Here is a 24,840-nt window from a genome sequence, read left to right as displayed (position 1 = left end):
CAAGGCCGCCCCGCCACCGGCAGGCTGCGGCCTTGCAGATTGGTTAGCGTTTTCCGAGCGCACTGCGCTCCAAACGCACTACTTCCTCGGTGGGTGCCGCCACTTCACCCTCCATCCAATACAACTCCTCGAAGTAGTCCTGCTTCAACTCGTCTCGCATCACGTCGGCACGCTTCCTGACCTTCACGACGTACATAGACTGCACATTCTGATGGTCCAATGCTCGCCAGACCTGCTGGTCCTTGAGCAACTGGTAGCGATGCCCTTCCAGAGCCTTTATCACCGAGGGTGCACTGGTGGAGTTGGCCCTGGACACTGCATCGGCCCACTCCCGAACGATTCCATAGGCTGAGGCAACCGCGCTGGATGGGTATTCACCGTACTGTCTGACAAAGGCGTCCACGAACGCTTGACCACGCTTGTTGTTTTCTCGTTGGGGAGTTCGCCACGTCCAGGAGTCGCTTCCGATTACATCCTCCATCAGGCTCGGACCAGCCTGCAGAACAGCCTCATGACTCAGGCTGGGCACTACAATCATCATTCGTTTCTTGAGCTGTAGGCGATCCACGATGCGCATTGCATCGGTGACGTTTTCGCCATACAGCATCAACACCAGTACCTGGGCATCGCTTTCGGCTGCCGCCTTCAACGCCGCCCGGTAGTGCTTCGGGTCTGACACATCCCCGGATTGAGAGGCGGCGACCAGCGAATCCACCCCGCCACTGGGGATCACATCGTCGCCAGTGATTATGAAGAAGCGTTTGTTGGGCATCTGAGTACTGAGGTATTCCATCAGCACATTGTTCGCCATCGCTGCGCTTGGCCCCTCGCGGAATAGGTAGTCATGCCCGTCGCGTGAGGTGACTGCGTTGGCATAGGCGAGCGGCACAAAATACGGCAGTCCACGATCCTTGGCTCTCCTGCCTGCCGCAGTGGCCTCCTCACTGGTCGCGCTTCCCATGACCATCACCGCGCCACCGTCGGCAAATGCATCTACATTGCTGACGGCCTTGTCCGCCCTACCGGCACTGTCGCGCGTGAGCAGCTCAATCGGACGTCCTAAAACTCCGCCGGCAGCGTTTATTTCTTCCACTGCCATTATTGCGCCTCTCACCTGTGAGAGCCCCTCCCACTTGTGGACGCCAGTCTTCGGGTAGGAAAGTCCAATCGCCATCGGCTCGGCAGCCTGGCCACCTTGCACCAGGAAAATGAAGAGTGCTGCAATCAAGCGCGTATTCATGTTGAGCTCCTTAGGTGTGTCGTTCCCTTTTTGGACTGCAGCGCCTACCACCGCTTAGCCAATCGCAAGCAGAAGGATCCAGGACGTGGCCCGGAAAGGCGCACATAAAAAAACACCGGCCAGAAGGCCGGTGCGAAGCGGTAGTAGCAAAAAGGGAGCAATCGATGAATCTCTACCTGGTTCAGTCGTCCGACACGACTGAACCAGTGGGTTTAACGCACGCCCCGACCCGCCATGGCCTCCGGCGTGAAGACGTTCGCCGGGAGCTTGTCGATAGGCTTGTAGTAGGCCTTCGGGTCACCCTGGCTCGCCACTACGGTGTAACCACCACGCGCGAGGTCGTAGCCGGCGAGCGACGAAACGAAGTCGACACCGCCCATACCGGAAACGTAGTTGGCGCCGGTGTTCGCGAGCAGCACCCGGAAGACTTTGCCGGCCTGGTCGAAACCTTCGCTGGCGACGATGGACCAGCTGTCTTCCTCGACGTAGTAGTTGCGCTTGGACGCGGCATGGCGCATGCCGCTCTTCAGCGTGGCCTCAACCACCCATACGCGACGAAGCTCCCAGCGCACCACGTCCGGATTGACATGCTTCTTGCCAATCATGGTGTCGATCGGAGCAGTCACGGCTGCGTAGGCGTTGTACGGGACATACATCTCCTTCTTCCCGACCAGTTTGAAATCGAACCGGTCCATCCGACCAGCAAACATGTTTGCTTCATCGAAGTAGAGCACGCCGCCCAGCGGAGTAATCGGGGTGTCGTAGGAAAACTCCGGAGCCAGACGCACGCGCCGCTGGCCGGTGGAATAGCTCCAGCTGCGTTGATCCTTCTCGTCGTAGCGCAGCGGATACCACAGCAGAATCTTGTTGCCCGAATCCCGAGCCGGAGCCAGGGTGTTGGTCATGCTGTGGAAGTAGTAGTCACCACCACCCGACCAGTACGGATAGTCGCTGTACAGACTGAAATGCTGCGGGTTGGCCAGGTTACCGGCGGCGTCCACCACCAGGTTGGTGCCGCGCCCCTCGAAACCACCGGGCATACGTTCCCGAAGCAGATGGTTCCACATCACTTCATAGCCATCTTTCGGGATAGGGAAAGGTATACCACCCACGCAACCGCTGAGACCGACACCGTTGGACACGGTCTTGCATTCCGGATTGGTTGCGTTCTTGAGTGTTGCAGCAGCTCGCTCAGCCGACATCTGCGGATACGTGCGATGGGTCGTATATACGTTGACCCGGTAGCTGTCAGGCCAACGCTTGATCAGCTCCTGAACACCGGGGGTAACCTTGTCCGCATATTGGGAGATGTTCTTGGAGTCGATTGTGAAGAGCGGCTTCTCATCGGCAAAGGGGTCGACCCATTTCCCGGATCCGGCCACATAGTTGGCGGGCGGCTTGGTCATGCCGCCGGTGTATTCAGGGATACTGCCATCGGCGTTGCCCTGCTTCTCGGAGCCCCAGGCGGTCAGAGAAGTGCCGAGCTTGGCAGCTTCTTCCGAACTGACAGCCGCGTAGCTCGAACCAATGGCCAGGGCAGACAGAATTGCAGCGGAAAGTGCAGCTTTGGTTTTCATGGGAACGCTACCTCTAGTTATTGTTAGAAGCTGGTCTTGACCGTCAGACCAATACGCCCGCGGTCAGTGGTCTGCCAGGGTCCATTACCGACATAGGATGCGCCATTGCGCATGATGTGGGCAGTCGAGTCCGCATAGGTCAGGCCCACCGTCCACTGGTTACGGATATTGAACTCAGCGCCAATCGAGTAGGTTGCAGCGCCCTGGTTCGTACCACCGAAGTCGGCGGTATTACCCTTCAGGCCGGCCTGGTAGGTAACCGGCACGGTAAGGTCCACGCCTGGGAAGACTTGCGACCATTGCGGTGCGAAGCGAACACCTAGACCGAGAGCATCGTCCGTGGCGCAGCCCGCCCATTTGCCACGAGGGCAGTTTGCGGTGTCCTCGCCGTTGAACAGGCGCTCGTTCTTGGTGACATCGATCAGGTGGTCATATGTCAATTCTGCCGTCAGGGTACCGGAATCCCAGATTGAGTTCTGAGTCAAACCGTAGATGGTGTTGAGGATCACGTGGTAGGTGTCACCACGCGCGCCCTCTTCCGACTGAGCGAAGCCCACGGTGTTGAGGCCGGCGTTCTTGCGATACGCGATCTCGCCGCCCACTGCGAACTTGCCGACAGTGGCATCTACGCTGAGGCCGTAGATCTTGGTCTTCTCGGGGAAGACAGCGCGGTACTCCAGAGGGTTCTGCGGATTACGCAACAGCCACAGGCCATTCTTTTCATCGAACTCACGGTAGTAGAGACCAACTGTAGTAGCGTTCCAATCCACGAAATTGTACTTGGCGTTGATACCCCAGTTGCCGCTCTTGTCATCCGGCTCTACAGCATCGCCACGGATGAACGGCAAGCCGGCACCGGTGCGATCCGGGCCATCCAGCGTGAAGTCCGACGGACCGAGGAAAGTACCGCCCTCGGGCGAACGCACATGTTCGTAGTCGAAGAAGTACTGCGCAGCCAGGGAGAGACTGTCGGTGACCTGAAGCGTGGCCGAGATCTGATTCAGCGGCAGGAACAACTCGCGGACTTCGGTGCCCGGAGTCGCAGCGCCCTTACGGCCGTCGACAGGAGATTGGCTGTACGCGATACCCGACTGCGTGAACACCGAGTTGCCCCAGAACACCACGTGTTGGCCGGCCTTTACGGACAACGGCATGGTGCCCAGGTCGAAGTTGCCGTACACGAATGCATCGAGGATCTCGCCGGACGGCCCGCGATAGTAGCGTTTGGTGGTCGTTGAGTACTTGTTGTCGAAGTAAGAGGACGGCAGCCCCCTGAGTGCCGGGTTCTGCTCCACATCGGTGTCGCTGTAGGCCTGGTCGGCCCAGCCCGACGCGGAAACACGGAAGCCGTGGGTGTTGCGCCAGCCCACTTCCAGTTCGCTCAGGATATCCAGGCGATTCGAGGTGATGTCACCCCGGTCGAATTTGTAGTCGCCATCATCGAAGGCAGGGTTCCCTGCGATCTTGTGGTCACGCCCTTCCACACGGGCCTGGAGGTTGTAGCGGAAGGTGTTGTCCCAACGGACAGCCCAATCTTCGCTACCGGTATCGATCTCGATCGCGAAGGCAGGACTGAGGGCCGTCATCGATGCGCAGATGGCTGCAAATTGCGTGGTGAGCTTGCGTTGGCTTGCGGTCATTTTCATGTCGTCTCGTTCTTGTTCTACAAGCATGGGGGGCGTCGCTACCTAGGTAACTACGTTAACATAGTTACATCAGAAAGCCGCGCCTGTAAAATCTTTTCTTCTCGTCCCCTCTTCCGGCGTCCGACCGCGATCTACCTAGCACGCGCGCTCGTTCGCACAGGCAGACGCATGCCGTCCGCCACGGCTCTGGTGCCACAAATCGCTGCACCGTTAGCACCTCCTCGGAGCGTTGCATCCGTCTCTTGAAAATGCAGAAGCTCTATCGTAACGTAGATAACTACGTTAACGTAGTAATTTCCAAATGTACCCGCCCCTGTCGACTCCATTTTTCGGGGAGCATGGCGCCCTATCTCATGCCACCCCGCAGCGAGCATGAAACACCTTGCCATCCAGCATGGTGCAATTGCTCGGCGTCGCCTTCCTCCACGACTAGGAGGGCGACGCCGATTTCCGGAGCTCAAGCGCTAACCGAATATCGCCGGCTAGAGATTGCGTCGTCGCCATCTCATCACTAAGGGACTCCAGCATGCGACAGGTCTCCTCCCCAACCCTGGACAGACGGCTCTTGCAGAACGCTAGAAGGAAATCTAAGCTACCTATATAACTACGTTACATCGTATATCGTTGATAACGTACCGCTACTCGCGGTGGTGAAGCCAGACAAGAACAAGAGAGGGCCACCTCATGCGCAAGCACATGCTGCTGCTCGCCTGCTTTTTCCTCCAGTTGGCTGGTTGCTCCGACCTGCCCGCTCCATCTGCGTACAAGCACGCCGCAGTGCACCACTACTGCGCTCAGCAAACAGACCCCAGCTGTGGCCCGCCAATGAGCGTTTCATTGGGTGAGATTTTCCGCTGACGCGCGCCACACCGCTTTCCCAAAGGACATTTATGTATCGACATTGCGCGCTTGGTCTTACCTGCTTCCTACTCATGTCCGGCCCCACCCTCGGAGCAAACGGCATCGCCCCCACCAATGGGTATGAGATGGAGGCAAACCAGGCGCGCGAGGTGCTCGCAAAGGCTGTTTCGGCATACAAGGAACAGGGTGACGCCGTATTGGCCCAGTTCAGCCGCCAAGGCATTTACACGACCGCGTATACCTATGTGTACGTCATCAACACCCAGGGCGTGATGCTGGCCAGTGGCGGCCCATCGGCTATTTATATTGGCCGGGATATCCGACCGATGCTGGGCGATGAGTTGAAGACTGCGCTCAACGAAGCCTTGTCCAGCGCCGATGACAATGCCCCACAGAGTCGCGAATACCACTGGATGAACTGGCGGGACGGCAAACGTGAACGCAAGCGCGTTTACTTCCAGCGTGTCGGCGACAAGGTGTTCGCTGCGGGTTATTACATGCCCCGCTCTACGCCCCAGGAAGCTCAGCAACTCCTTGATGATGCCGTCAGTGCCCTGAGCCAGGACACGCCGGCAACCCTCGAAAAAATCAATCGACTGGACGCCTTCTTCAATCGCGACGACCTCTATGTGTTCGTGATCGATGAGACGAACCAAACCTTCGCGGCACACGGAATGGACCATCGACTCGTCGGGGATGACGTCAGCATCCTGCGTGGTGCCAATGGCGAGCTGATAGGACCGCGCATCCTGAGCGCAATGAAAGGTCGGAACCAAGGTGAAACCAGCTATGAATGGCGCAACCCGGTGACCGGCGCCAAAGAACTGAAGCACACGCTAATGAAGCGCAATGGCCACTACATCATTGCGGTGGGCTACTACAGCGGCCATCCCTGATCCACCAACGAAACTACACACCTACCCCCCAAGCGCGGCTCACTAGTCCCACGCCACTATCGTCACAACCCTACGGCCGATTGAGTCTGGGAGGGCAGAATTACATGCAATTAGTACGCAGTGCTCATTATGAGGAATACACGCCATGAACCCCGATCTAAGCAGCCTGGGCTTCTTGATCGCTGACGTTGCCAAGTTGATACGGCGTTCTTTCGAACGCCATCTGCAAGGCAAAAGTCTGACCCTTAGCCAAGCACGGGCGCTTCTGTATGTGGCAAAACACCAGGGCTGTCGCCAAGTCGAGCTCGCGGACATGCTGGAAATCAAGCCGATCACGCTGGCCAGGCTCATCGATCAGTTGGAGCAATCTGACCTGGTTGAGCGGCGACGCGATCCATTCGACAGACGAGCCCATCAACTTTATCTGCGTCCCAATGCCAACACTGAGCTGGCGACCATCGCTCATGTGGCTGAACAAACACGGCAAGAAGCGCTTCGCAACCTCTCAGAGGACGAAGCCCGCGCGCTGACTTCTGCCTTACAACACATGCGTACCAATCTCACTTCTTGAGTCGGCCGATGACTAGCGAAATCCATACTTCTAACAGGCCAAAGCGAAGCGGCCGCTTCATGCTGATGGTCGTGGTTCCGTGCTGTGCAATCGCTGCTTCACTAGCCCTGTACCTGCATGGCGGTCGCTATGTAGAAACTGACAATGCTTACGTGAAGGCCGACAAAGTGCCCGTGAGTTCGGACGTTTCGGGCATCGTGCTTGAGGTTGCGGCGAAGGAAAACCAGGACGTGCAGGCGGGACAACTCCTGTTCCGCATCGATCCAGCCAGCTTCCGGATCGCGGTTGCCAAAGCCGACGCACGGCTGGCCCAGGTGCGTACCGACATCGCTTCGCTCAAGGCCAGCTACCACGAAAAGAAAGCAGAGCTGGATTTGGCGCGGACTCGCACCGAGTTTTCTGCCAAGGACTGGAAGCGCCAGGAGAACCTCGCAGCAAGAGGTTTTCTGTCAGTTGCCAAACTCGATGAGGCCAGACAGCTCAAGCAGATCGCTGAACAGGAACAAGCGGCAAAGGTGCATGACCTTACCCGCATTGCCGAGTCCTTGGGTGGCGACGTGAACAGCCCAACAGAAGACCATCCAAGCTACCTCGCCGCATTGGCCGAACTCGAGCAGGCTCGACTGGATCTGGCTCGCGTGGAGGTTCGTGCCCTCCTCCCTGGCCGCGTCAGCAACCTGCCCAAACCCGGGCAGTACGTCATGGCTGGCAGCACCGCAATGACGCTGGTTGCCGATAGCGATCTGTGGATCGAGGCCAATTTCCCCGAGAAAGATCTCACCCACGTTCGCCCTGGCCAAAGAGTTGGCGTGCGCTTCGACATTTACCCGAACGAGAATTGGTCCGGGATCGTGGAAAGCCTCAGCCCGGCAACAGGATCGGAGTTCTCTGTCCTACCGGCACAGAACGCAACGGGTAATTGGGTCAAGGTGAGCCAGAGAGTCCCCGTCCGCATTCGCTTGGAGTCGCGTGAAAGCGTTCCCCAACTGAGAGCTGGACTCAGCGCGATCGTCGAGATCGACACGGCACACCGCCGCAGCCTGTCCAACCTGTTCTGATAAGCGGAATCTGCACGATGCATTCACGCAAGCTCCAGCAGAATGATGCGCGCCGTGGAGTGATCACCCTATCCGTGATGCTAGCCACCATCATGCAGGCGCTGGACACGACCATCGCCAACGTCGCCCTGCCGCATGTGCAAGGCAGCATGGGAACAACCCAGGAACAGATCAACTGGGTTCTGACGTCCTACGTGGTGGCTGCTGCCATATTCACGCCGCTTACCGGATTCCTGGCCTCCCGCTTCGGACGCAAGCGTGTTCTCAACTGGTCCATTGTCGGATTCACCCTGACATCGATGCTGTGTGGCGCGGCGCAAACTCTGGAGCAGATAGTCCTCTTTCGCGTCCTCCAGGGAATCTTCGGCGCCAGCCTGGTGCCGTTGTCTCAATCCTTGCTGCTGGATACGTACCCCAAGGAGAAACATGGTTCCGCGATGGCCATCTGGGGTATCGGCGTGATGGTCGGCCCTATCCTGGGACCTACGCTCGGCGGCTGGTTGACTGAGTACTACTCCTGGCGATGGGTCTTTTATATCAACCTACCCTTCGGCGTACTGGCTTGGCTGGGGCTGGCTGCCTCGGTGAAAGAAACAACGCCAGATCCAACCCGAAAATTCGACGTACTTGGCTTCTCGTTGCTCGCGATCGCCATCGGCGCCTTCCAGATCATGCTGGACAGAGGGGAGTCTCTCGACTGGTTCTCCAGCCCGGAAATTCTCATCGAAGCCTTCCTGGCCGCACTTTGCCTCTACCTGTTCGCTGTCCACACCTGGACGCACCATCAGCCTTTCATCAACCCGGCGATCTTCACGGATCGGAATTTCTGTGTGGGACTGCTGTTCATCTTCCTGGTAGGCATTGTCCTGCTCGCCACGATGGCTTTGCTACCACCTTTCATGCAGAACCTTATGGGCTATCCGGTCTTGGACGTCGGCTATGTCCTGGCCCCGCGGGGGCTGGGAACAATGGTGGCGATGATGCTGGTGGGTCGAATGATCAATAAGGTTGATCCGCGCCCCCTGATTGCCGCGGGCCTGCTGCTCACGAGCCTGTCACTCTGGGAAATGACACTGTTCACAACCGACTCATCCACCGGCGATATCATTCGCACCGGCATTACCCAGGGCTTTGGCCTGGGGCTCATATTCACGCCGTTGACCACCATCAGCTTCTCGACCCTCGCCCCACGGTTTCGCAATGACGGTACGGCGCTGTTCAGCCTGATGCGCAACGTGGGCAGCGGGATCGGCATTTCGATCGTCATTACCTACCTCGGGCATCGAACCCAGTTCAACCATGAGGTCTTCACCAGTTACCTGACGCCGTTCAACCAGTCACTGCAGCAAGCTGTTCAAGCGGGCGTCTACCACCTCGGTACGCCGGAAGGACTGATGAAACTCGACCGCGAGGTAACACGTCAGGCTTCAACCTTGGCGTACCTGCAGGACTTCCGCCTGATGATGTTCATCACTCTGATAGCGGTGCCGATGACGCTGCTGCTGCGTGCACCTGGCAGAAGCGCTCAGCCTGCGCCCGTGATGGATTGAGCGATCGGCGGTATCTGGGTGCCAAGACAAGAAAGGGAATTGGGCATTTACTAATGAATGGTGCTTCGCATCCGCATAAGCCGCCACGATCGGGCACTGATTCCCGTGTTGAGAGCCTCATCTAGTCGGAGGCAAACCATGAAACGCAAACAGCATCTTGCAGTCCTCACACTTGCTGCAGGCTTGGTCAGCTGTACATCAGTAGCAGACCGCCAAGTCGTCAACATCCCCCTTGTTGCTAGTCAGCACAATGCCGGCCAGATTGGCCAAGCCACCCTCGCCGCCGATGGAGAAGAGACTTCAATGTCAATCTTCATCAGTGGGGTACCCAGCGAAACGACGCGACCGGTCCACATCTATTCCTATATCTACGCGGGCACCTGTGCGACGAGGCAAAGTACAGATCCTGCCTTTGAGATGAATCAGCGGGTATTGACGGAAAAGGACAACAGCAAGCGTGGCTGGACGCTTTCGAGAAGGGCAAACGTCCCCCTTAGCACATTGCGCTCTGGGGATTACTCCATTGTGCTTCGTACCGGACCGGCGGATGGGAATCGAGAGATATTCTGCGGAGAAATTGGTTGAATCTCGCCCCCCATACATGCCGGCGTTTAGAGACGTACATTTACGGATTGCATTAGCCGACGTTGGTCGGCGCTGCATCTACTGGTAGAAATGTCCTTCCCTATCAGATGGTTAGCGCAATTTCTGTAATCTTTAGGAGCAGCATTGGGGAAAATCGGTGAATAACCTGATGGCCATTGCTGCGGGGAGAGTGAAGTTTTTCGACTCTACCATGCTTTGGCCGGCGTCCCTCTGGCCACACCGAAGCTGCCCGATTTGCTGCTGTAGGCTATGATCGCAAATGGACATCATTCACCTGTTTTCGTTGCCACCTTTGCTTCGCGTCTGCCTTGTGCCAGTGAAGTCATCGGATGCCCCATCAGCATTGCTCGGAGGGACCCATGAATATTTCTATGAAAGGATTTGTTCCGTTAATCATTCTGTTTCAGTTGTTGGTTTCCGGCTGTGAGAGCTTCCAGGGTGACACAAGTCCTCCTCCAGAACCGATGTCACCGCCGGACTCGGCCAAAGCCTTAGTTCGCGTGATGTTCGCTACAAACCGAAACCTCATTCAGGAACGCTTTACTTGCGCCGGCATGTTTGGGGCGGAGAGGGCGACGCTGTCATACGGGTATTGCGACGTCAGTATTCCCCCTGATCATAGAATTGGGGTGATTGAATCGCCGTCCTGGTTAAGTTTCGAGTTCAGGGAGGATGAAGAAAAGCATATTACCCTTAGAGATGGGCGGGCATTCACTAAGCAGCAATTTGACGATTACTTGTATAGTTATTTGCAAGAGGATGGCGCAACGTTCATCTATGTGCATGGTTACAACGTGGGTTTCGAGGATGCGGCGAAGCGCACTGCGCAGATGGCCTATGATCTGAAATTCAAGGGTGTGCCGGCGTTCTTCAGCTGGCCCTCAAAAGATGCGTTTGAGGCCTACCCAGCGGATGAAGCGACGGTCGAGTGGGCTGAGTTAGGGCTGTACCGGTTTTTGGTGGATTACCTGAAACGCCCTGACGTGAAGAAGATGTATCTCATCGCTCATAGCATGGGGAATCGAGCAGTGACCACCTCGATCGTCCGGCTGTACGAACAACATCCCGATTTGAAATCAAAGCTCAGAGAGATTGTTTTGGCGGCGCCGGACATCGATACCGGAGTTTTTACCGACAAGATCGCTCCAGCGATTGCCGCTGGACAACGGCCTGTCACTCTCTATGCATCCTCCAAGGATCGTGCGCTAATCGCGTCGAAGGAATTCCATGACTATTCCCGGATAGGTGACTCAACCGAAGTTTTAGTTTTGCCGGGAATTGAAACTATTGATGCCAGCTTGATAAAGACGGGTTTCCTGGGGCATTCATATTATGGCGACTCCGACTCTTTGATAGCCGATATGTACGTGCTCTTTGGGGACGGAAAAAGGGCGTCGGACAGGTTCAGACTGAAAAAATACTCAACCGACGCAGGCGATTACTGGAAGTTCCTTCCGTGATGATTGCTTCTACCGGCCTCTAAGCAGGTTGTTCCAAATGAAAATGATTGCATGAGGCCTCTCGTCATCCATCCATTTGGCATACACCTTCACCAGCACGGTGAAGTCCTTATGGCCAATCTGTATGGAGATGAATGCCAGGTGGTCTCGAGTGGTTAGGCACCAGCAGGCAAAAATGTAACGGGTCTGGTACGGCCGGCGTAGATGAATCTCGGCGCACTTATGGATCGCCACCTACTTGGTGTTCCAGGCCGTCGGGACAAACCACTGGTTGAATGTCGACTGGTGCTCCTGGAGCGCGACCGCCGCTCGGATGCCCAGGCCCGAACCGGAGAGCAACGCCGCCAGAGGGAGGTCGATGAGGTGGAGCAAGATGCGAAAGGGAAACTTCGTGCGCGATGGGGTAACAGTCTCAAATGAACTAGTCGCTTCAGCTGAAGCTAATAGTCGTGAGCGTTCAGCCCTGGAAAATTTCTCCCGTTGATAGGCGGCCCTGGGAAGGAACTATCCGCTCAGTGTTGAAGTGAATCTATCGCGCCAATGCCATTGAGCAGCATAATGGCTAGATGCATATTTCCCGCAGATCGCATGAGCACGTGACTGTGAACCTTCAGGACGCTACCCTCGCCCTCTTCCTCGCCGCGCGCATCCACGGCAGTAACTCCGCGATCAAGACCACGGCCAAGCGCTGCGCCAAATTGCTTCCGCGCAGCAAGCGAGACCTGATGTACGCCATCGTCGACAGCAGCGAGCCGCTCAGACTGGTCAATTACCTAACCGAGCACCTGGACTAGGCAGGCTCGGAATGTCTTCGGCCTGCAAACTCGGCGAAAGCGACCGTAACTGCCCAGGAAAAATCCCCGTACTGTCGACATAGCGCAACGCCGATTTGGCATCGCGCCAACCGACATAGTTCATCAGCGCCTTCTGGTCCCAACCACTGCGCGTGGCCCAGGTGGCAAAGCCACGGCGCAGGGAGTGGCTGCTATACAGCGTGGCGGGCAAGCCCGCTTCTTTCAGCACCGCGCGCAGCAGCGGGATCACACTGTGCGGATGCAGGCCCTGCTCGCTCAGGTGACCCCAGCGGTCAATGCCGCGGAATACTGGCCCACGGGCGATGCCGGCGACACTGATCCAGTCGCTGTAAGCCTGCACCGGACAGAGTCGGGTTAGGGCCGGCGCCGGGTAGGTCTGACCCTGGTTGTCGCGGTCACCCTTGCTCCACGGGAGGAACAGCTGCATGCCCTCCCCCGATCGCACCTGGATGTGCTCCACCTGCAGGCGGCACAGTTCATCGCTGCGAAAGGCGCGCCAGAAGCCGATCAGCAGCAGCGCGCGATCCCGCCAGCAACGCAGCAGCTTCGGTAAGTCGCCCTCCGCCCGCGCCACCGCCCCGGTGCACTCCAGCCAGACCACGCACTGCTCCAACTCGCGCAACTGCAACGGCTCGGCCTGCTTCTCCGGTTTCGGGTGCAGGGTGCGGATGCCCTTCAGCACCTGGCGCACCAGCGGCGTCTTGGTCGGGTCGGGAAAGCCCTGGCTGACGTGCCACTGCGCCAAAGCAGCCAAACGTAGCTTCAGCGTACTTCTCGCCAGGGTGCCGGCGTGGTCGACCAGGTAGCGCACGATGGCATCGCTGGTGGCCGGCAAGAAGCCGCCCCAGCTCACCTCGAAGTGCTCGATCGCCTGCTGGTAGCTGCGCCGGGTATTGGCCCGGGTGCCCGCCTGCAGGTAGCGCTCGATGTCGTGCTGCATCGCTCCCCCCATTGTACCGCCTTTTGCGCAAGAACCGGCCAAAAAGCGCTCTCACCTTGGATAATTCGTGATTATCCAATCTTACGCTAGATGTCATCTAGCGAGAAACATGTACAGAAAATAGAATGTAAATACATGGTATGTATATCGGTACGAAATCGTAGGAGATCGACATGGCGCGTGGTGGTATTAACAAGGCGGTGGTGCAAAAAGCCCGCACTGCCCTCCTCGCCCGTGGCGAACACCCGAGCATCGATGCGGTGCGGATTGAGCTGGGGAATACCGGTTCGAAGACCACCATTCACCGTTATCTGAAGGAACTGGAGGCTGCTGATCAGGGACGCAGCCCTACCCCCATACCGCTCAGTGGTCAGTTGGCCAATTTGGTGGCGCATCTGGCAGAGCAGTTGCAGGAAGAAGCACAGGCGGCGATGGCCGTCGAACGCGAACAGTTGGCCAGCGAGCGTCGTGGATACCAAGATCGTCTCAGCCAAACAGAGGAGCGTTGCCACCAGTCCGAAGCCCAATGCGCAGGCCTCACCGAGCAGTTGCAGGTTGCGCAGCAGGCACTTCAGCAGGAGCGACAGGTCCGCCAGCAGGCCGAGGTCGAGAACGCTCGCTTTCTCCAGGCCAACCGCGACCTGGAAACACGACTACAGGATCGTGACGGACAAATTCGTTCGCTGGAGGAGAAGCATCAGCATGCGCGCGATGCTTTGGAGCACTACCGTCAAGCCGCTAAAGAGCAGCGTGAGCAAGACCAGCGCCGTCACGAGACACAGGTGCAGCAGCTGCAATTGGAACTGCGTCAGCTGCAACAAACGCTGATGATCAAGCAGGACGAACTAACCCAGCTGAACCGCGACAACGCCCGCCTGCTGGCGGAAGGTCGTCAGCAACAGAAAGACCTGCACTCGTTGCAGCGGCAACTGGAGCAGCGCCAACAGACTCTGGCCAGTGAGATGCAGTCCCGCACACAGGTCGAGCAGGAGAACGGTGCTTTGCGGGAGCGCTGCGATACGCTGCAAGGTGAAGTCGCTCGCCTGAGGGAAGCCAAGGACGCTCACGACCAGCAGGTACAGAGCCTCCAAGAACGCCTGGTCGAAGCCCTCACGCAGCTGAAGATCTTAGGTCATCCTCCAGAGAATGCTGCTCCCCGCTGAGCTAAACTCGGCTCTGTACAGAGGTGCTGATGACACGCCAACTCAACCTTCCCGCCCTACTCCGCCAGGCTATGAGCCAGGTACTTCTGGCGGGGCAACTCTTGGTCGAAGAATGGCTCCGCCCTCACGGTCCGCGCGGTCAGGATGACAAGGCTGCTGTAGACATGGAGATTGAGCAGCGCCTGCGCAAGGCACTGCTGGATTTGCTGGATTGCGACTACTGGGGCGAAGAAACCGGGCATACCCTCACTGGACACCGGTGGTGCTGGGTGGTCGATCCCAACGACGGGACCAGCGATTTCCTGAAAGGCCGGAAAGGCTCGGCAATCTCGGTTGGCCTGTTGCGCGATGCACTTCCAGTGCTCGGTATCGTATATGCGCCAGTCACCGAGGACCGTGGCGCCGATTGCATCGCCTGGACTGAAGGGATGGGGTACCTCTTGCGGAACGGCGATCCCGTCTCGGTCGATTTGCGTCAGCAACGCCTGGACACGCAGACAACCGTCATGGTCAGTGCTGCTGCAGCGACCAAGCCGCAGTTGAATGCCGAACTCTGCGCACCCGCTCGATTTCATGGCATGCCAAGCATCGCATATCGCCTAGCACGGGTCGCTGCCGGCGATGCGGTATGCGCGGTGTCGTTGTACCCGGTGTCAGCCCATGACGTGGCGGCCGGCCACGCGCTATTGCGGGCCAGTGGGGGCGTGCTGCTGGGCGAGCATGGGCAACCAATCAGTTACCAAACCGACACCGCTATGGCCATGGTGTCGAAGCACTGCTTTGGCGGGGCGGAGCAGGCCTGCCGGGACCTTAGCGTCCGCAATTGGGAGCGTGTACTGGGCGCACCAGAAAGTCTGGCAGAAGGGAGCAATCTGAGCCCCCCGTAAACAACAAACCCCCTGGTGCGCAGTTCGGGGTGAATCCCGTCCGAGGCGTGGGGTTATGGTCTTGAACTTAGGGTATTGGACGGTAGCTGCACCGTCAATCCGCGCGCATGTCACATGCGCATACGTCGCGGTAAACAAGGGCAGGCATGCTAACGGCAATGTGCTCATCCTCCTGCGTTGGAAATTATGAATTTTCGCATAATTACCCATAATTCATGCAGCTCAAAATAATCAGCCAATATCCAGTTGCTGTACGATATTTTATTGCGCGATCATTGATCGTAGTGACATTAATTTCCGAGAAGGGAACTGCACCAAGAGGGAGTGTAGGCACCATTCAGGCGAGGCGTGGGACCAACATGGGCCGGCATTCGCCTTCGCGTGGCGCGACGCAGAGTCTTAGCGCGTGCCCGCTCTGCCCTCCGCCATCCGATGTTTATTCGAATCCCAACCCTATGCGCTTAGCCCCAGATCGCCCATGAAAAGCCGTCGTCACCTCAGAGACTTGTTGACCAGCTCTACTGGTGCTCAATTACCTGCTGTTTTTCGGGTGACTCTGGCCTCCGGGATCTGATCCCACCTCCCCTCCACCCCCGCCGCTACTACTCGAATCATCTGGGCGGGCTGACGCGGTAAGCCGCGGCATGCGAACGCGCCTGGGCGAAGCCTGGTGCTCCCAGAACCAGCAGGTACAGAGCCCCCAGGAACGATTGGTTGAGGCCCTCACGCAACTGAAACTTCTTGGTCGCTCTCGTATGGATGCCAATAAAGCAAATCAGACAGTACCCGGAGCAGGTGGGGCGGATTACTGCAGTGGTAAAAACACCACATCCCTTATCGCCATCGATCGACAGCACTCGTTCCCAGCACAACTCACTGGGAAAGTTTAAAGCGCAGCGTCGTCAAGAGACTGTATGTTCCACTCCAATACTTCCTTGGTCTGGCGCGGTAAGAACCGTTCAACTCAGGACTGCCACCGCCCTGCTGTTCTTGAGGCCTTCAATAAACTCCCCCAAACACACCTTCAAGCCCTCTGGCAACCCATTGAGAAACTCCATTATCATTATATGCTCTGTCACTGATGACAGCCTCATGCCGTTCCGGCCTATATCGTAAGCCTCGCCACTACAAACATCGGCAGTCAGGCCAAGAGAATTTCTAACATCATTGAATCGCGCAGCGGGAAATAGCTTAAATACACAACCCACCAGAATAAGCGCCGTCATACGCGAATACACATGGCCGTCAGAACAGCCTAGCTGCCTAGCCTGCTCTATAGACGCTATGCCGCTAGTCCGCGGAAATCCCGTTTGCATTGCTCTAGCTACACCATTACCGAGTGAGCGACGTAGGCGCGGAAATAAAAAACTTTCAAGCAGCAGACGAGTTACTGCCAAGACGGCTTCCCCGCTAACCGCAACATCAATGCCTGGTAATCGGACGAAATTCGATATATGCGCCCTAGTCAGAAACTCCTGAACCCTTAAGGCCAACATTGTTACTCCATCGGGGGCTGATGGCTGCTTCCACGGAACTCTGCACTTAGTACTTCGATTGTACCGCCCATTGCACTCCTCAATAAAAACTACCCAGGATTTCTGTAAACCGATACTAAGAGGGTCAGCGACCACCAATAGCTGCCGATGCTTTACACAGACTGGACAATGCAGATAGCACCAAGTTTTTCTCCAATAAGGAGAGCCACCAGCGGAAATATCCTCTTGGAGACACAGCAAACAGTATGCAGCGCGATTTTCCCAAGGGAGCAACCAAGTTGTCCGCGCCCCAAAGCAGCCTCTGGCAATTTCCTCCCCCACTCCAAGTCCAGATAGAAAGCCAACCACATTTTTATTCGTGAGATCAAAATCAGGATCTTCCAGAGAATTAGCATATTCCAACACGCTCTCTTCGCCAATCGAACTGGCGGAGCGAACCAACCACGACATTAAACACTCATCATATCTAATTGTAGGCAAACCGGATATTTTCATGAAACCCTCGCGGCGCTTAATACCCCCAAGGACTTGAGTAAGCTTTGCGCAGCAAATTTATCGAAATTTTTTCCTCTCCACTCTTTATCGCGTAACAAGCTGCGGCACGAATCATTCCAATAATGGAATCCATCCTGCCTCCAGTTCTTTCCAGCAAAAAACCTGTGATTTCCTCTGAGTCTAAGAAAGAAGGTTTTCTCAGCGGAATGTGTCCTTCGATACCAAGAAGAAAAGATCGAAAATCATCGCTATCCGACCAATCACAAAGTTCAATCATATTAAATCGTCGGTATAATTGGTTGTCGCTCTTGAGCGAAGCGTGGGCCGATGCTACCCCAAAGCCAAGCACAGAAAGACCGTACGGCGCATTCGAGAGCCCCTTAGTCAGCGACAGATTTCGATGCTGCTCATTGCGAGGAACTAAAAATGCGTCATGCAATTCATCAAGCACTATGCCTTTAATCTTTCTAAGCTTTATTATATTTAGCAATTCAGCAGGCAAACCATCGGGCTGCGCGCGAGAATATTTTATGAGCCCACTCGGCACGCCTAGTGCGCGAGCAATCAATTCGGGAAATTTGAGGCCATCCGGCTTTACCGTCAAATCAACAAATACCAACTTGTCGCTGAACCGCTTAAAGGACTGTAGCTTTCTAACAATGCTTGATTTTCCAGTGCCGCCCTCCCCATACACCAATAGACAAGGAGCCTGATTTCTATCGGGCACAGCCAATATATTATCTACCATCCTAAAAACTTCTTCGGACCGCGGGTAATCAATCCAGGCTTTATCGTTCTGAATCTCACTTATGCGACGATCATCACTGAAACTCAGAAGCATTCTGCGACTAGAATTTAAATGCTGACCATCAATCATAGCTCTTACCCTTGAATGGCGTCGCCCTTTGCGAATAGTTAGGCCGCTCTTCCCTATCTGCCTCATCACTACGCACGCTAGGTCCGCTCGACTCTTCACGCTGAGATGAGAGATATTCAGAGCGCGCGGCTTCAGCTTTTCGAGCCCTTCTTGTCTCGCGCTGACTACTCTTTACAAGTTGCTTATTATCCTCCACAAAATCAGCCAAGGAATGATCCTCCAGCCCTCCAGGTGGTGTCTTTGCCGCACTTCGGCTCTGTTTCTTTCGTGCGCGATACTCTTCAAGACTAAAGTCTGCCTTTGTTGCATCAGAGAAATTGACAGGGAGATATTCCCCGTCGAGGTACGCCCATATTGTCTTCAGAGAGAAGGGGTCATATTTAATCATGATTCCGGTCTTCCCTACGTGCGCCCTCAAGGCCGAATCCCAGTAAAAGCACTTATTGAACTCTATTCCCTCACGCCTAATTCGCCTGTTCAGCTCAGGCATAAAATCAAGCTTAAACTTGAATGGATTTGCAACTATGGGTGGATGGACTGGAACTCCGTCCCCCATGTTAAAGTACTCACCCCACTTGGTGGCCGGCGAACAACCAAGTCCCGAATGCTTTCGACCATGATAAATGCAGACCTCTTTAACAAACCACTTTGTAAACTCTTTAAATGTCAAGGCCGAAGTTTTATCGCTATCATGACCCCGACGCTTTACAACGTTTGAGTATGTTGTCCCTGGCAAGAAATGCACTTTATCGGTCATAAATGTGCCAATAAGGCTCTCCACGTGCCCGCCATAATGTTTCCTTCCACGGGGCCTCCACTCCGGCTTTATCTTATTCCGACTACATGCGCTTTCGAATTTTACACTCCTAAACTCCTTTGCGTTATCCATGTGGATTACTTTAGGCACCCCATAAAACGGGTACCTTTCAGGATCAACACCCAATTGATTCAGGAATGAAAACTTAGGGAGTGCAGCATGAGAAATAGCGCACGCAACAGAAACTGTGGATGGTGCATGCAAACTAAGATAGTAGCCAAGAATAACCCGAGTATATAGATCGATGAGCACTGTTAGCCATGGCCTCCCTAATGGTCTCCTTCGATCGTTATCAACCAGGATAATATCCACGAGCGTGTGATCCATCTGCACCCATTCGAACGGCCGAGAAACTATTTTCTTCCCTGGTCTAGCGTCATGCTTTTGGCTTGCTGCATCAGCACCGTGCTTCTTCTTATACAACTCCCTCTCGTCCCGCATTTTGATTCTTTTCCTAACCGCAGTTATAGAGGGGATAGGAAGGCCGCCCCTTATACACTTCGACTCAACGGATCTCCAAACAACAGAAATTGAGGCCGCATTCCCCTTATATTCCTCATTAATACTTTGCTCAATATACTTTTCAACCACCTCGACCAGTTTCAACGTGTTCTTTGAAGCCCCTCTCGGATATCTTAAGAGCGAGTAGATTCCGACCTCCTCGCTGTAGCGCCCCTTCATTCTGTAGAAGTTTGATTTAGACATCTCCAGACTAGTGAGCGCCTCATCTAGCCCCATATCTCCAGACAAGTATCGTCCAATGACATTGAAACGTTTCTCTGCCAAAGCGATTTCTTCGTCGGACACACTACTAACCAGCTCATCAAGCTCCGGAGATATCAATGCAATTCCGTCATCACTGACAGCGGGCAAAAACTCTATCTCGTCAAGGGAAACGATAAATCTCTTATTTTCTTTCTGACTTACGACTGAAATCTTCTCTCCAGAGATAATTTTCGCAATCTTACAGACTGCCCCTTTTGCCACCACCACAAGCCCTTTTTTTATCTCCACGCTACTCATGACATGAAGCCCATCCAAGTAAATACAGTCAAACACACTGCTGCGCCAGAAGAGCGACGCGTTGTGCACAACACAATCAGCGATTAACTCAGGATCCCCCGCATACTTTAGAGCCCATATTTTGCAGACAGTCAAGGTCGATGCATCTTGCACATAAAGCCATGGGTATTTGACCGCATAAGACGGCTGCTCATTAGCGTAAGAAGAGAGTATTTCTTTAGGTAGAATGCTAAGTACCTATCTCTCTTTGCGAGAAAAAGGATCAACCGCGAGGGCTGTAATCAGACCAATGCAATGAGTAGAAGTAGCGTGGAATTTAAGGCGCGATTTAGGCGATGGTTAATCTGCCTATCACTAATAAGAATATTGGGACTAGCAGTCCCAGACTGGAACTGGCTCTGCAGAGTAGTCCCAGTCTGGGACTGCTAGGAGCAACGTTTCGTTTTTCAAAAGCGGGAATATCTCTGATCCATCGCTGATAGATTCCCGCTTTCAAAAATTTTTTCTTTTATTTTCATAAACTTAGAGAAGTCCATCTTTTAGAAAACCGTGTCAATTTTCCAGGCATCCACTACGCACAATCCAAGATTCTGTTCAATTCATGGTCTCCAGGCGTCTTCAAGGAATGCTGCTGCATGCTCCAGCGCGCGTCGCCCCTCGGGCAAAATCGCGGCGAATAAGTGCCAGACATGGAACATGCGTGGCCAGACCTCCAGGGTCACGCGCACACGATTCTCGGCCAGGTGCGTGGCAAGCCGCATCGCATCACTGAGCATCACCTCGCTTTCGCCGATATGAATCGCGATCGGGGGCAACCCCCGAACATCCGCAAATATCGGAGATGCGCCAGGGTCATTGCGCAAGGCGCCCTGCAAGAACGTACTGGCCATCAGGTTCAGACCCACCAGGTTAACGGTAGGATCGATGCCATCGCGGGTCATCATTGACGAACCCGCGTGCTCAAGGTTGGCCCAAGGCGAAAGCGCCACGCCGGCAGCAGGAAGCGGCAGGCCTGCAGCTCGCGCGGCGACCATCACCGTCACCACCATAGAACCGCCGGCGGAATCGCCCGAGAACACTATCGAGCGAGCGGGAATGCCTTGATCCAGAAGCCATTGGTATGAGGCCAGCGTGTCATCGATGGCTGCCGGGAAAGGATGCTCCGGTGCCAGGCGATAGTCAGGCATGTAGACCCTCGCCTTTAGCAGCTTTGCGTAGTTCCCCGCGATTCCGTGATAGCCCGCAGGGCTTCCTGCCACATACCCGCCACCGTGAATGTAGAGCATTACCCTGCCGTCCTCGATGTTCTCGGGAGTAACCAGGGTGGCCGGCACGCGTCCCATCTGAATCTCGTCCACGGTCACCCCGTCGGGCGTGGGATGGACGGTAAGCGCCGTCAGATATTGCGCCCGGGCGTTGGCCCAGGATCCGGGTTCCCCGCGCATGAGGGGGCCAAAATCGATAGTCGCGGCATTCCAGGCGTCGATCCGCTCCTGGACCATAGGGGGGATGGGCATGTCAGGACCTCCGAAGTAGTGTTCAGATCGCCGATTGGCTGCTGCAAATGGGTGAGGACCCGCTGCGTAGGCCAGCTCTGGCACAGAGCCGGCCAGTGTTGGCAAGGCCCAGGAAGTCGAGCCGCTATTGGGCCAAGTAGCCGCCATCGATGACCAGCTCCGTCCCCGTGACGTAGCTCGATTCATCGGATGCCAGGAACAGACAGCCGTAGGCGACCTCGATCGGTTGTCCCCCTCGCTTCATTGGCGTGGATGCGATCACCACCTCATTGAGCTCAGGCGCCTGTGCGTCGGTGAGTGCTGTGTGGATGAAGCCTGGATGCACCGAGTTGACGCGGATTCCGTCGGCGACGTACGTCATTGCCGCGTTCTTCGACATATTGCGAACGGCGCCCTTGGCCGCATGATACGAGTGCGCGCCAGCAACCGCGGCGCTGCCCCAGATGGATGAAATGTTGATTATCGATCCCCTCCTCTGCTTGCGCATCACCGGAATGACCTCCCGCATGCCGAGGAAGACGCCCGTCTGATCGACGGCAATCATCTGCAGCCATTCCTTCATTTGCAGTTCGTGCAAGGGCTCGTAGGCAATGATGCCTGCGTTATTGACCAGCACGTCGATGCGGTCGTGCTTCTTGACGATCTCGCTGACGACGCTCTTCCATTCGCTCTCGCTGGTCACGTCGAGGTGCATGGATTCGATGCCTGCCGGGTACGGTGATGGGGGTGTCGCAATGTCGGTCGCCACCACGATGGCCCCCTCCCTGGCAAACAGCTCCGACACCGAAGACCCGATGCCTCCGGACGCGCCAGTGACCAGAACGACTTTGTCTTTCAGTCTCATGTCATTCACCTCTCGTCTTGCGTTTGTGGTTCTCCGATGCGTGCTCAACCGGTGGCAAACACCTGCCGGATAGGTGCACGCGGGGTATCCAGCATCGGGAAGTAACGAAAGAACTGTCTGCCTTCGTGATTCGACTCTATGGCTCGAGGTCGGAACGCCGCGAGTAAATCGTTGTGAAGCCTCGTAAAGCCGGTGCCCGGGGCTACTGGCTTGCGCTTCACAACGCGGGCAGGACCTGCAGCTTGAAAGACGATCTGACTGACGCTTTTGCGCAGCAGGCCCTGTTGCGGGTGGATTACGACTGATTGAACACGGCTTCGCGTGCGACCTCACCAACGAGGTCACGCAGCCACTGATGCGCGGGGTCATGGCGGTAGCGAACGTGCCACGCCATCTCCACCGGAAATGTGCCCAGGTCGACAGGCGCAGCCAGCACTTTCAACCGTGGGTCGCGGGCCAAATGCTGGCAGATCAGCTTGGGCAGGGTCGCGCAATAATCCGTCGCGGCTATGAGTTCCGGGATGGCCAGGAAGTGCGTAACCGAGACAGCCACCTCTCGCTGCAGTCCCTGCCGCTGGAGCGTCTGAAACAGGCCTGCTCGCAAGCGCCCCGGAGGAAGTACGGTGACGTGCCGAAGCTGTTCGTACTGCTGTCTGGATATCCGTTTGCTGATACGTGGATGGTCGGCGCGAACCACGCAGGCCAGGCCGTCTTCCATCAGGGGTTGCACGACCAGATTGTCGGGCGGGTCAGTGATGCGCCCCAACACCATCGCCGTTGTTCCGGAGATGACCCCGGTCTCTGCCAGGTCGGCGCCATACGGCACCATCCGCAGCCGGATGCCTGGCGCCCGTTCGCGCAGACGCGCGACGATGCCCGGCAATAGCACGAACTCGACGTAGCTGTTGGGTGCCAAGGTGAACAGACGCTTCGCCTTGGTAGGGTCGAAACCCTGCTGGCCAAGCACCAGTTCGTCCAGGCTCGAAACGGCAGCGGCGATACCGGGAGCCAGCGCTTCGGCCTTCTCGGTGGGCTGCATCCCGTATCGCTCACGAATGAACAGCGGGTCCTGAAGCATGTCCCGAAGTCGCGCCAAGGCGTTGGACAGCGCTGGCTGCGTCATTCCCAGGCGTTCGGCCGCCCGCGTGACATTGCGCTCTTCCATCAGCGTCAGGAAAACGGGTAGCAGGTTCATGTCGTAGCGCATCCAGTCATATTGCTTATGGCATAACTGGAATTCAACAGATAAATTGGCTGAATGACTTCATGGCGCGCAATCTGAGCCTCGTTGACGAGTTGCTGGTCCTTCCCGACCGGCACCCCGTGTTCCTTATCCCTGCATTCGAACTGGAGCCGCCATGTCTTCCGAATCGCTCTTCTCCCCTACCCGCCTCGGTGCCATCGAAGTCCGTAACAAGATAGCCATGGCGCCGCTGACCCGCTCCCGCGCTGACATGAACGGCGTTCAGACGCCCCTGGCGATCGATTACTACGGACAACGTGCCTCGGCAGGCCTGATCATCACCGAGGCCACCAACATCTCCCGCCAGGGCCGAGGCTATGCATACACCCCCGGGATCTACACCGACGCGCACGTGGCCGCCTGGGCACCCGTGACAGAGGCCGTCCACGCCGCCGGCGGCCGTATCGTGGTCCAACTCTGGCACGTTGGTCGTATGTCCCACATCAGCCTGCAGGAGGGAGGCGCTGCACCTGTGGCACCGTCCGCAATCCAAGCCGGTGGCAACGTCTTCACCGAAGCCGGCCACCTGCCCCCGTCGATGCCGCGCGCGCTGGCGACCGAAGAGATCGCCGGCATCCTGGAGGACTATCGTCACGCCGCGCGCCTCGCCAAGGAGGCGGGATTCGATGGTGTGGAAGTGCATGCGGCCAATGGTTATCTGCTGGAGCAATTCCTGCGCGACAGCACCAACCACCGCGATGACCGCTACGGTGGCTCCCTGGAGAACCGTGCCCGTTTCCCATTGGAAGTCGTAGAAGCTGTTGCCGATATCTGGGGTGCCGACCGCGTGGGGCTGCGCCTATCGCCCCTCTCCACAGCAATCGGCGACACGCCGCTGGACAGCGCGCCGATGGAGACCCATAGCTACCTGGCTCGTCGCCTTGGTGAAATGGGGCTCGCCTATCTGCATGTCGTCGAAGGCCAGCTACACGGCGGCAATGGCGCCGACTTGTTTGATGTGCAGGCCCTTCGTGCGGCCTTCGGTGGCGCCTACATCGCCAACAACGGGTACGACCGACAGCGAGCCATTGATGCCACCGCTTCCGGTCACGCGGACATGATCGCCTTTGGCAAACCCTTCATTGGCAACCCTGACCTCGTCGAGCGGTTTCAAGCGCAGGCGCCCCTGTACGAAGCACCGATGGAAACGTACTTTGGTGGCGGTGCAGAAGGCTACACCGAGTTTACCCGCGTATAAGTGGCGCGGAGCCCGGGGGGGGGGGGGGGGGGGGGGGGGGGGGGGGGGGGGGGGGGGGGG

20 protein-coding genes are annotated in these 24,840 nt (G+C 56.5%); 10 read left to right on the top strand and 10 right to left on the bottom strand.

The genetic code is table 11. From position 1 onward, the window contains the following. Positions 1-43 precede the first annotated feature (43 nt). The 3 genes from AAHM40_RS10385 to AAHM40_RS10375 all read right to left on the bottom strand — a co-directional run bounded on the left by AAHM40_RS10385 (position 44) and on the right by AAHM40_RS10375 (position 4,463). Positions 44-1,240, bottom strand: a complete 1,197-nt coding sequence (locus AAHM40_RS10385; RefSeq protein ID WP_342244556.1) for an ABC transporter substrate-binding protein — start codon at positions 1,238-1,240, stop codon at positions 44-46. 212 nt (positions 1,241-1,452) lie between these two features. Beyond that, the gene (locus tag AAHM40_RS10380) at positions 1,453-2,817 is read right to left on the bottom strand and encodes a DUF1329 domain-containing protein (protein ID WP_342244555.1); all 1,365 of its coding nucleotides are present in this window, start codon (positions 2,815-2,817) and stop codon (positions 1,453-1,455) included. 23 nt (positions 2,818-2,840) lie between these two features. Beyond that, complete coding sequence (locus AAHM40_RS10375) at positions 2,841-4,463, bottom strand: DUF1302 domain-containing protein (RefSeq protein ID WP_342244554.1); 1,623 nt, start codon at positions 4,461-4,463, stop codon at positions 2,841-2,843. Positions 4,464-5,395: 932 nt separating this feature from the next. On the opposite strand from AAHM40_RS10375, the gene AAHM40_RS10370 reads away from it, so the two are divergent. The 7 genes from AAHM40_RS10370 (at position 5,396) to AAHM40_RS10340 (ending at position 12,259) form a co-directional block, all read left to right on the top strand. Next, positions 5,396-6,220 carry a cache domain-containing protein gene (locus AAHM40_RS10370; RefSeq protein WP_342244553.1) on the top strand — a complete coding sequence of 275 codons (825 nt, stop codon included), beginning with the start codon at positions 5,396-5,398 and terminating at the stop codon, positions 6,218-6,220. Positions 6,221-6,365: 145 nt separating this feature from the next. Beyond that, positions 6,366-6,791 carry a MarR family winged helix-turn-helix transcriptional regulator gene (locus AAHM40_RS10365; RefSeq protein ID WP_342244552.1) on the top strand — a complete coding sequence of 142 codons (426 nt, stop codon included), beginning with the start codon at positions 6,366-6,368 and terminating at the stop codon, positions 6,789-6,791. Positions 6,792-6,850: 59 nt separating this feature from the next. Then, on the top strand, positions 6,851-7,849 hold the full coding sequence (locus tag AAHM40_RS10360) for an HlyD family secretion protein (RefSeq protein WP_342244551.1): 999 nt from the start codon (positions 6,851-6,853) through the stop codon (positions 7,847-7,849). Between the two features lie 17 nt (positions 7,850-7,866). Beyond that, positions 7,867-9,399 (top strand): DHA2 family efflux MFS transporter permease subunit, encoded by a 1,533-nt coding sequence (locus AAHM40_RS10355; RefSeq protein ID WP_342244550.1) that lies wholly within the window; start codon positions 7,867-7,869, stop codon positions 9,397-9,399. A gap of 138 nt (positions 9,400-9,537) precedes the next feature. After that, positions 9,538-9,984 (top strand): hypothetical protein, encoded by a 447-nt coding sequence (locus tag AAHM40_RS10350; protein WP_342244549.1) that lies wholly within the window; start codon positions 9,538-9,540, stop codon positions 9,982-9,984. A 380-nt stretch (positions 9,985-10,364) separates the two neighbouring features. Continuing rightward, positions 10,365-11,465 carry an alpha/beta hydrolase gene (locus AAHM40_RS10345; RefSeq protein ID WP_342244548.1) on the top strand — a complete coding sequence of 367 codons (1,101 nt, stop codon included), beginning with the start codon at positions 10,365-10,367 and terminating at the stop codon, positions 11,463-11,465. A 602-nt stretch (positions 11,466-12,067) separates the two neighbouring features. Next, positions 12,068-12,259 carry a DUF7740 domain-containing protein gene (locus tag AAHM40_RS10340; protein WP_342244641.1) on the top strand — a complete coding sequence of 64 codons (192 nt, stop codon included), beginning with the start codon at positions 12,068-12,070 and terminating at the stop codon, positions 12,257-12,259. On the opposite strand, the gene AAHM40_RS10335 is transcribed toward AAHM40_RS10340, so the two are convergent. Further along, entirely contained in the window at positions 12,231-13,220 is a 990-nt protein-coding gene (locus AAHM40_RS10335; RefSeq protein WP_342244547.1) for a site-specific integrase, read from the bottom strand. The genes AAHM40_RS10340 and AAHM40_RS10335 overlap by 29 nt on opposite strands. A gap of 173 nt (positions 13,221-13,393) precedes the next feature. Here AAHM40_RS10335 and AAHM40_RS10330 point away from each other — a divergent pair, with 173 nt between their 5' ends. Continuing rightward, entirely contained in the window at positions 13,394-14,383 is a 990-nt protein-coding gene (locus tag AAHM40_RS10330; RefSeq protein WP_342244546.1) for a DNA-binding protein, read from the top strand. Between the two features lie 29 nt (positions 14,384-14,412). Next, positions 14,413-15,270: an inositol monophosphatase family protein gene (locus AAHM40_RS10325; RefSeq protein WP_342244545.1), complete on the top strand. Its 858-nt coding sequence runs from the start codon at positions 14,413-14,415 to the stop codon at positions 15,268-15,270. Between the two features lie 959 nt (positions 15,271-16,229). Here the strand turns inward: AAHM40_RS10325 and AAHM40_RS10320 are convergent. The 6 genes from AAHM40_RS10320 to AAHM40_RS10295 form a co-directional block, all read right to left on the bottom strand. Continuing rightward, a complete protein-coding gene (locus tag AAHM40_RS10320) occupies positions 16,230-17,261 on the bottom strand; it encodes a hypothetical protein (RefSeq protein ID WP_342244544.1) in 1,032 nt (343 codons plus the stop codon). 16 nt (positions 17,262-17,277) lie between these two features. Continuing rightward, a complete protein-coding gene (locus tag AAHM40_RS10315) occupies positions 17,278-18,138 on the bottom strand; it encodes a TniB family NTP-binding protein (protein WP_342244543.1) in 861 nt (286 codons plus the stop codon). Next, positions 18,131-19,978 carry a transposase family protein gene (locus AAHM40_RS10310; RefSeq protein WP_342244542.1) on the bottom strand — a complete coding sequence of 616 codons (1,848 nt, stop codon included), beginning with the start codon at positions 19,976-19,978 and terminating at the stop codon, positions 18,131-18,133. The genes AAHM40_RS10315 and AAHM40_RS10310 overlap by 8 nt, the downstream gene beginning before the upstream one ends. Before the next feature lie 599 nt (positions 19,979-20,577). Next, on the bottom strand, positions 20,578-21,495 hold the full coding sequence (locus AAHM40_RS10305; protein WP_342244541.1) for an alpha/beta hydrolase: 918 nt from the start codon (positions 21,493-21,495) through the stop codon (positions 20,578-20,580). A gap of 124 nt (positions 21,496-21,619) precedes the next feature. Further along, positions 21,620-22,339: an SDR family NAD(P)-dependent oxidoreductase gene (locus AAHM40_RS10300; RefSeq protein WP_342244540.1), complete on the bottom strand. Its 720-nt coding sequence runs from the start codon at positions 22,337-22,339 to the stop codon at positions 21,620-21,622. 295 nt (positions 22,340-22,634) lie between these two features. After that, complete coding sequence (locus tag AAHM40_RS10295; protein WP_342244539.1) at positions 22,635-23,534, bottom strand: LysR substrate-binding domain-containing protein; 900 nt, start codon at positions 23,532-23,534, stop codon at positions 22,635-22,637. A 163-nt stretch (positions 23,535-23,697) separates the two neighbouring features. Between AAHM40_RS10295 and AAHM40_RS10290 the strand changes: the two genes are divergently transcribed. Beyond that, positions 23,698-24,780: an alkene reductase gene (locus tag AAHM40_RS10290; RefSeq protein ID WP_342244538.1), complete on the top strand. Its 1,083-nt coding sequence runs from the start codon at positions 23,698-23,700 to the stop codon at positions 24,778-24,780. The last annotated feature ends 60 nt before the right edge of the window (positions 24,781-24,840 follow it).

It is taken from the genome of Pseudomonas sp. OTU5201 (genome assembly GCF_038440135.1).
Classification (GTDB): domain Bacteria; phylum Pseudomonadota; class Gammaproteobacteria; order Pseudomonadales; family Pseudomonadaceae; genus Metapseudomonas; species Metapseudomonas resinovorans.
This window is presented reverse-complemented; position numbering and strand designations above follow the sequence as displayed.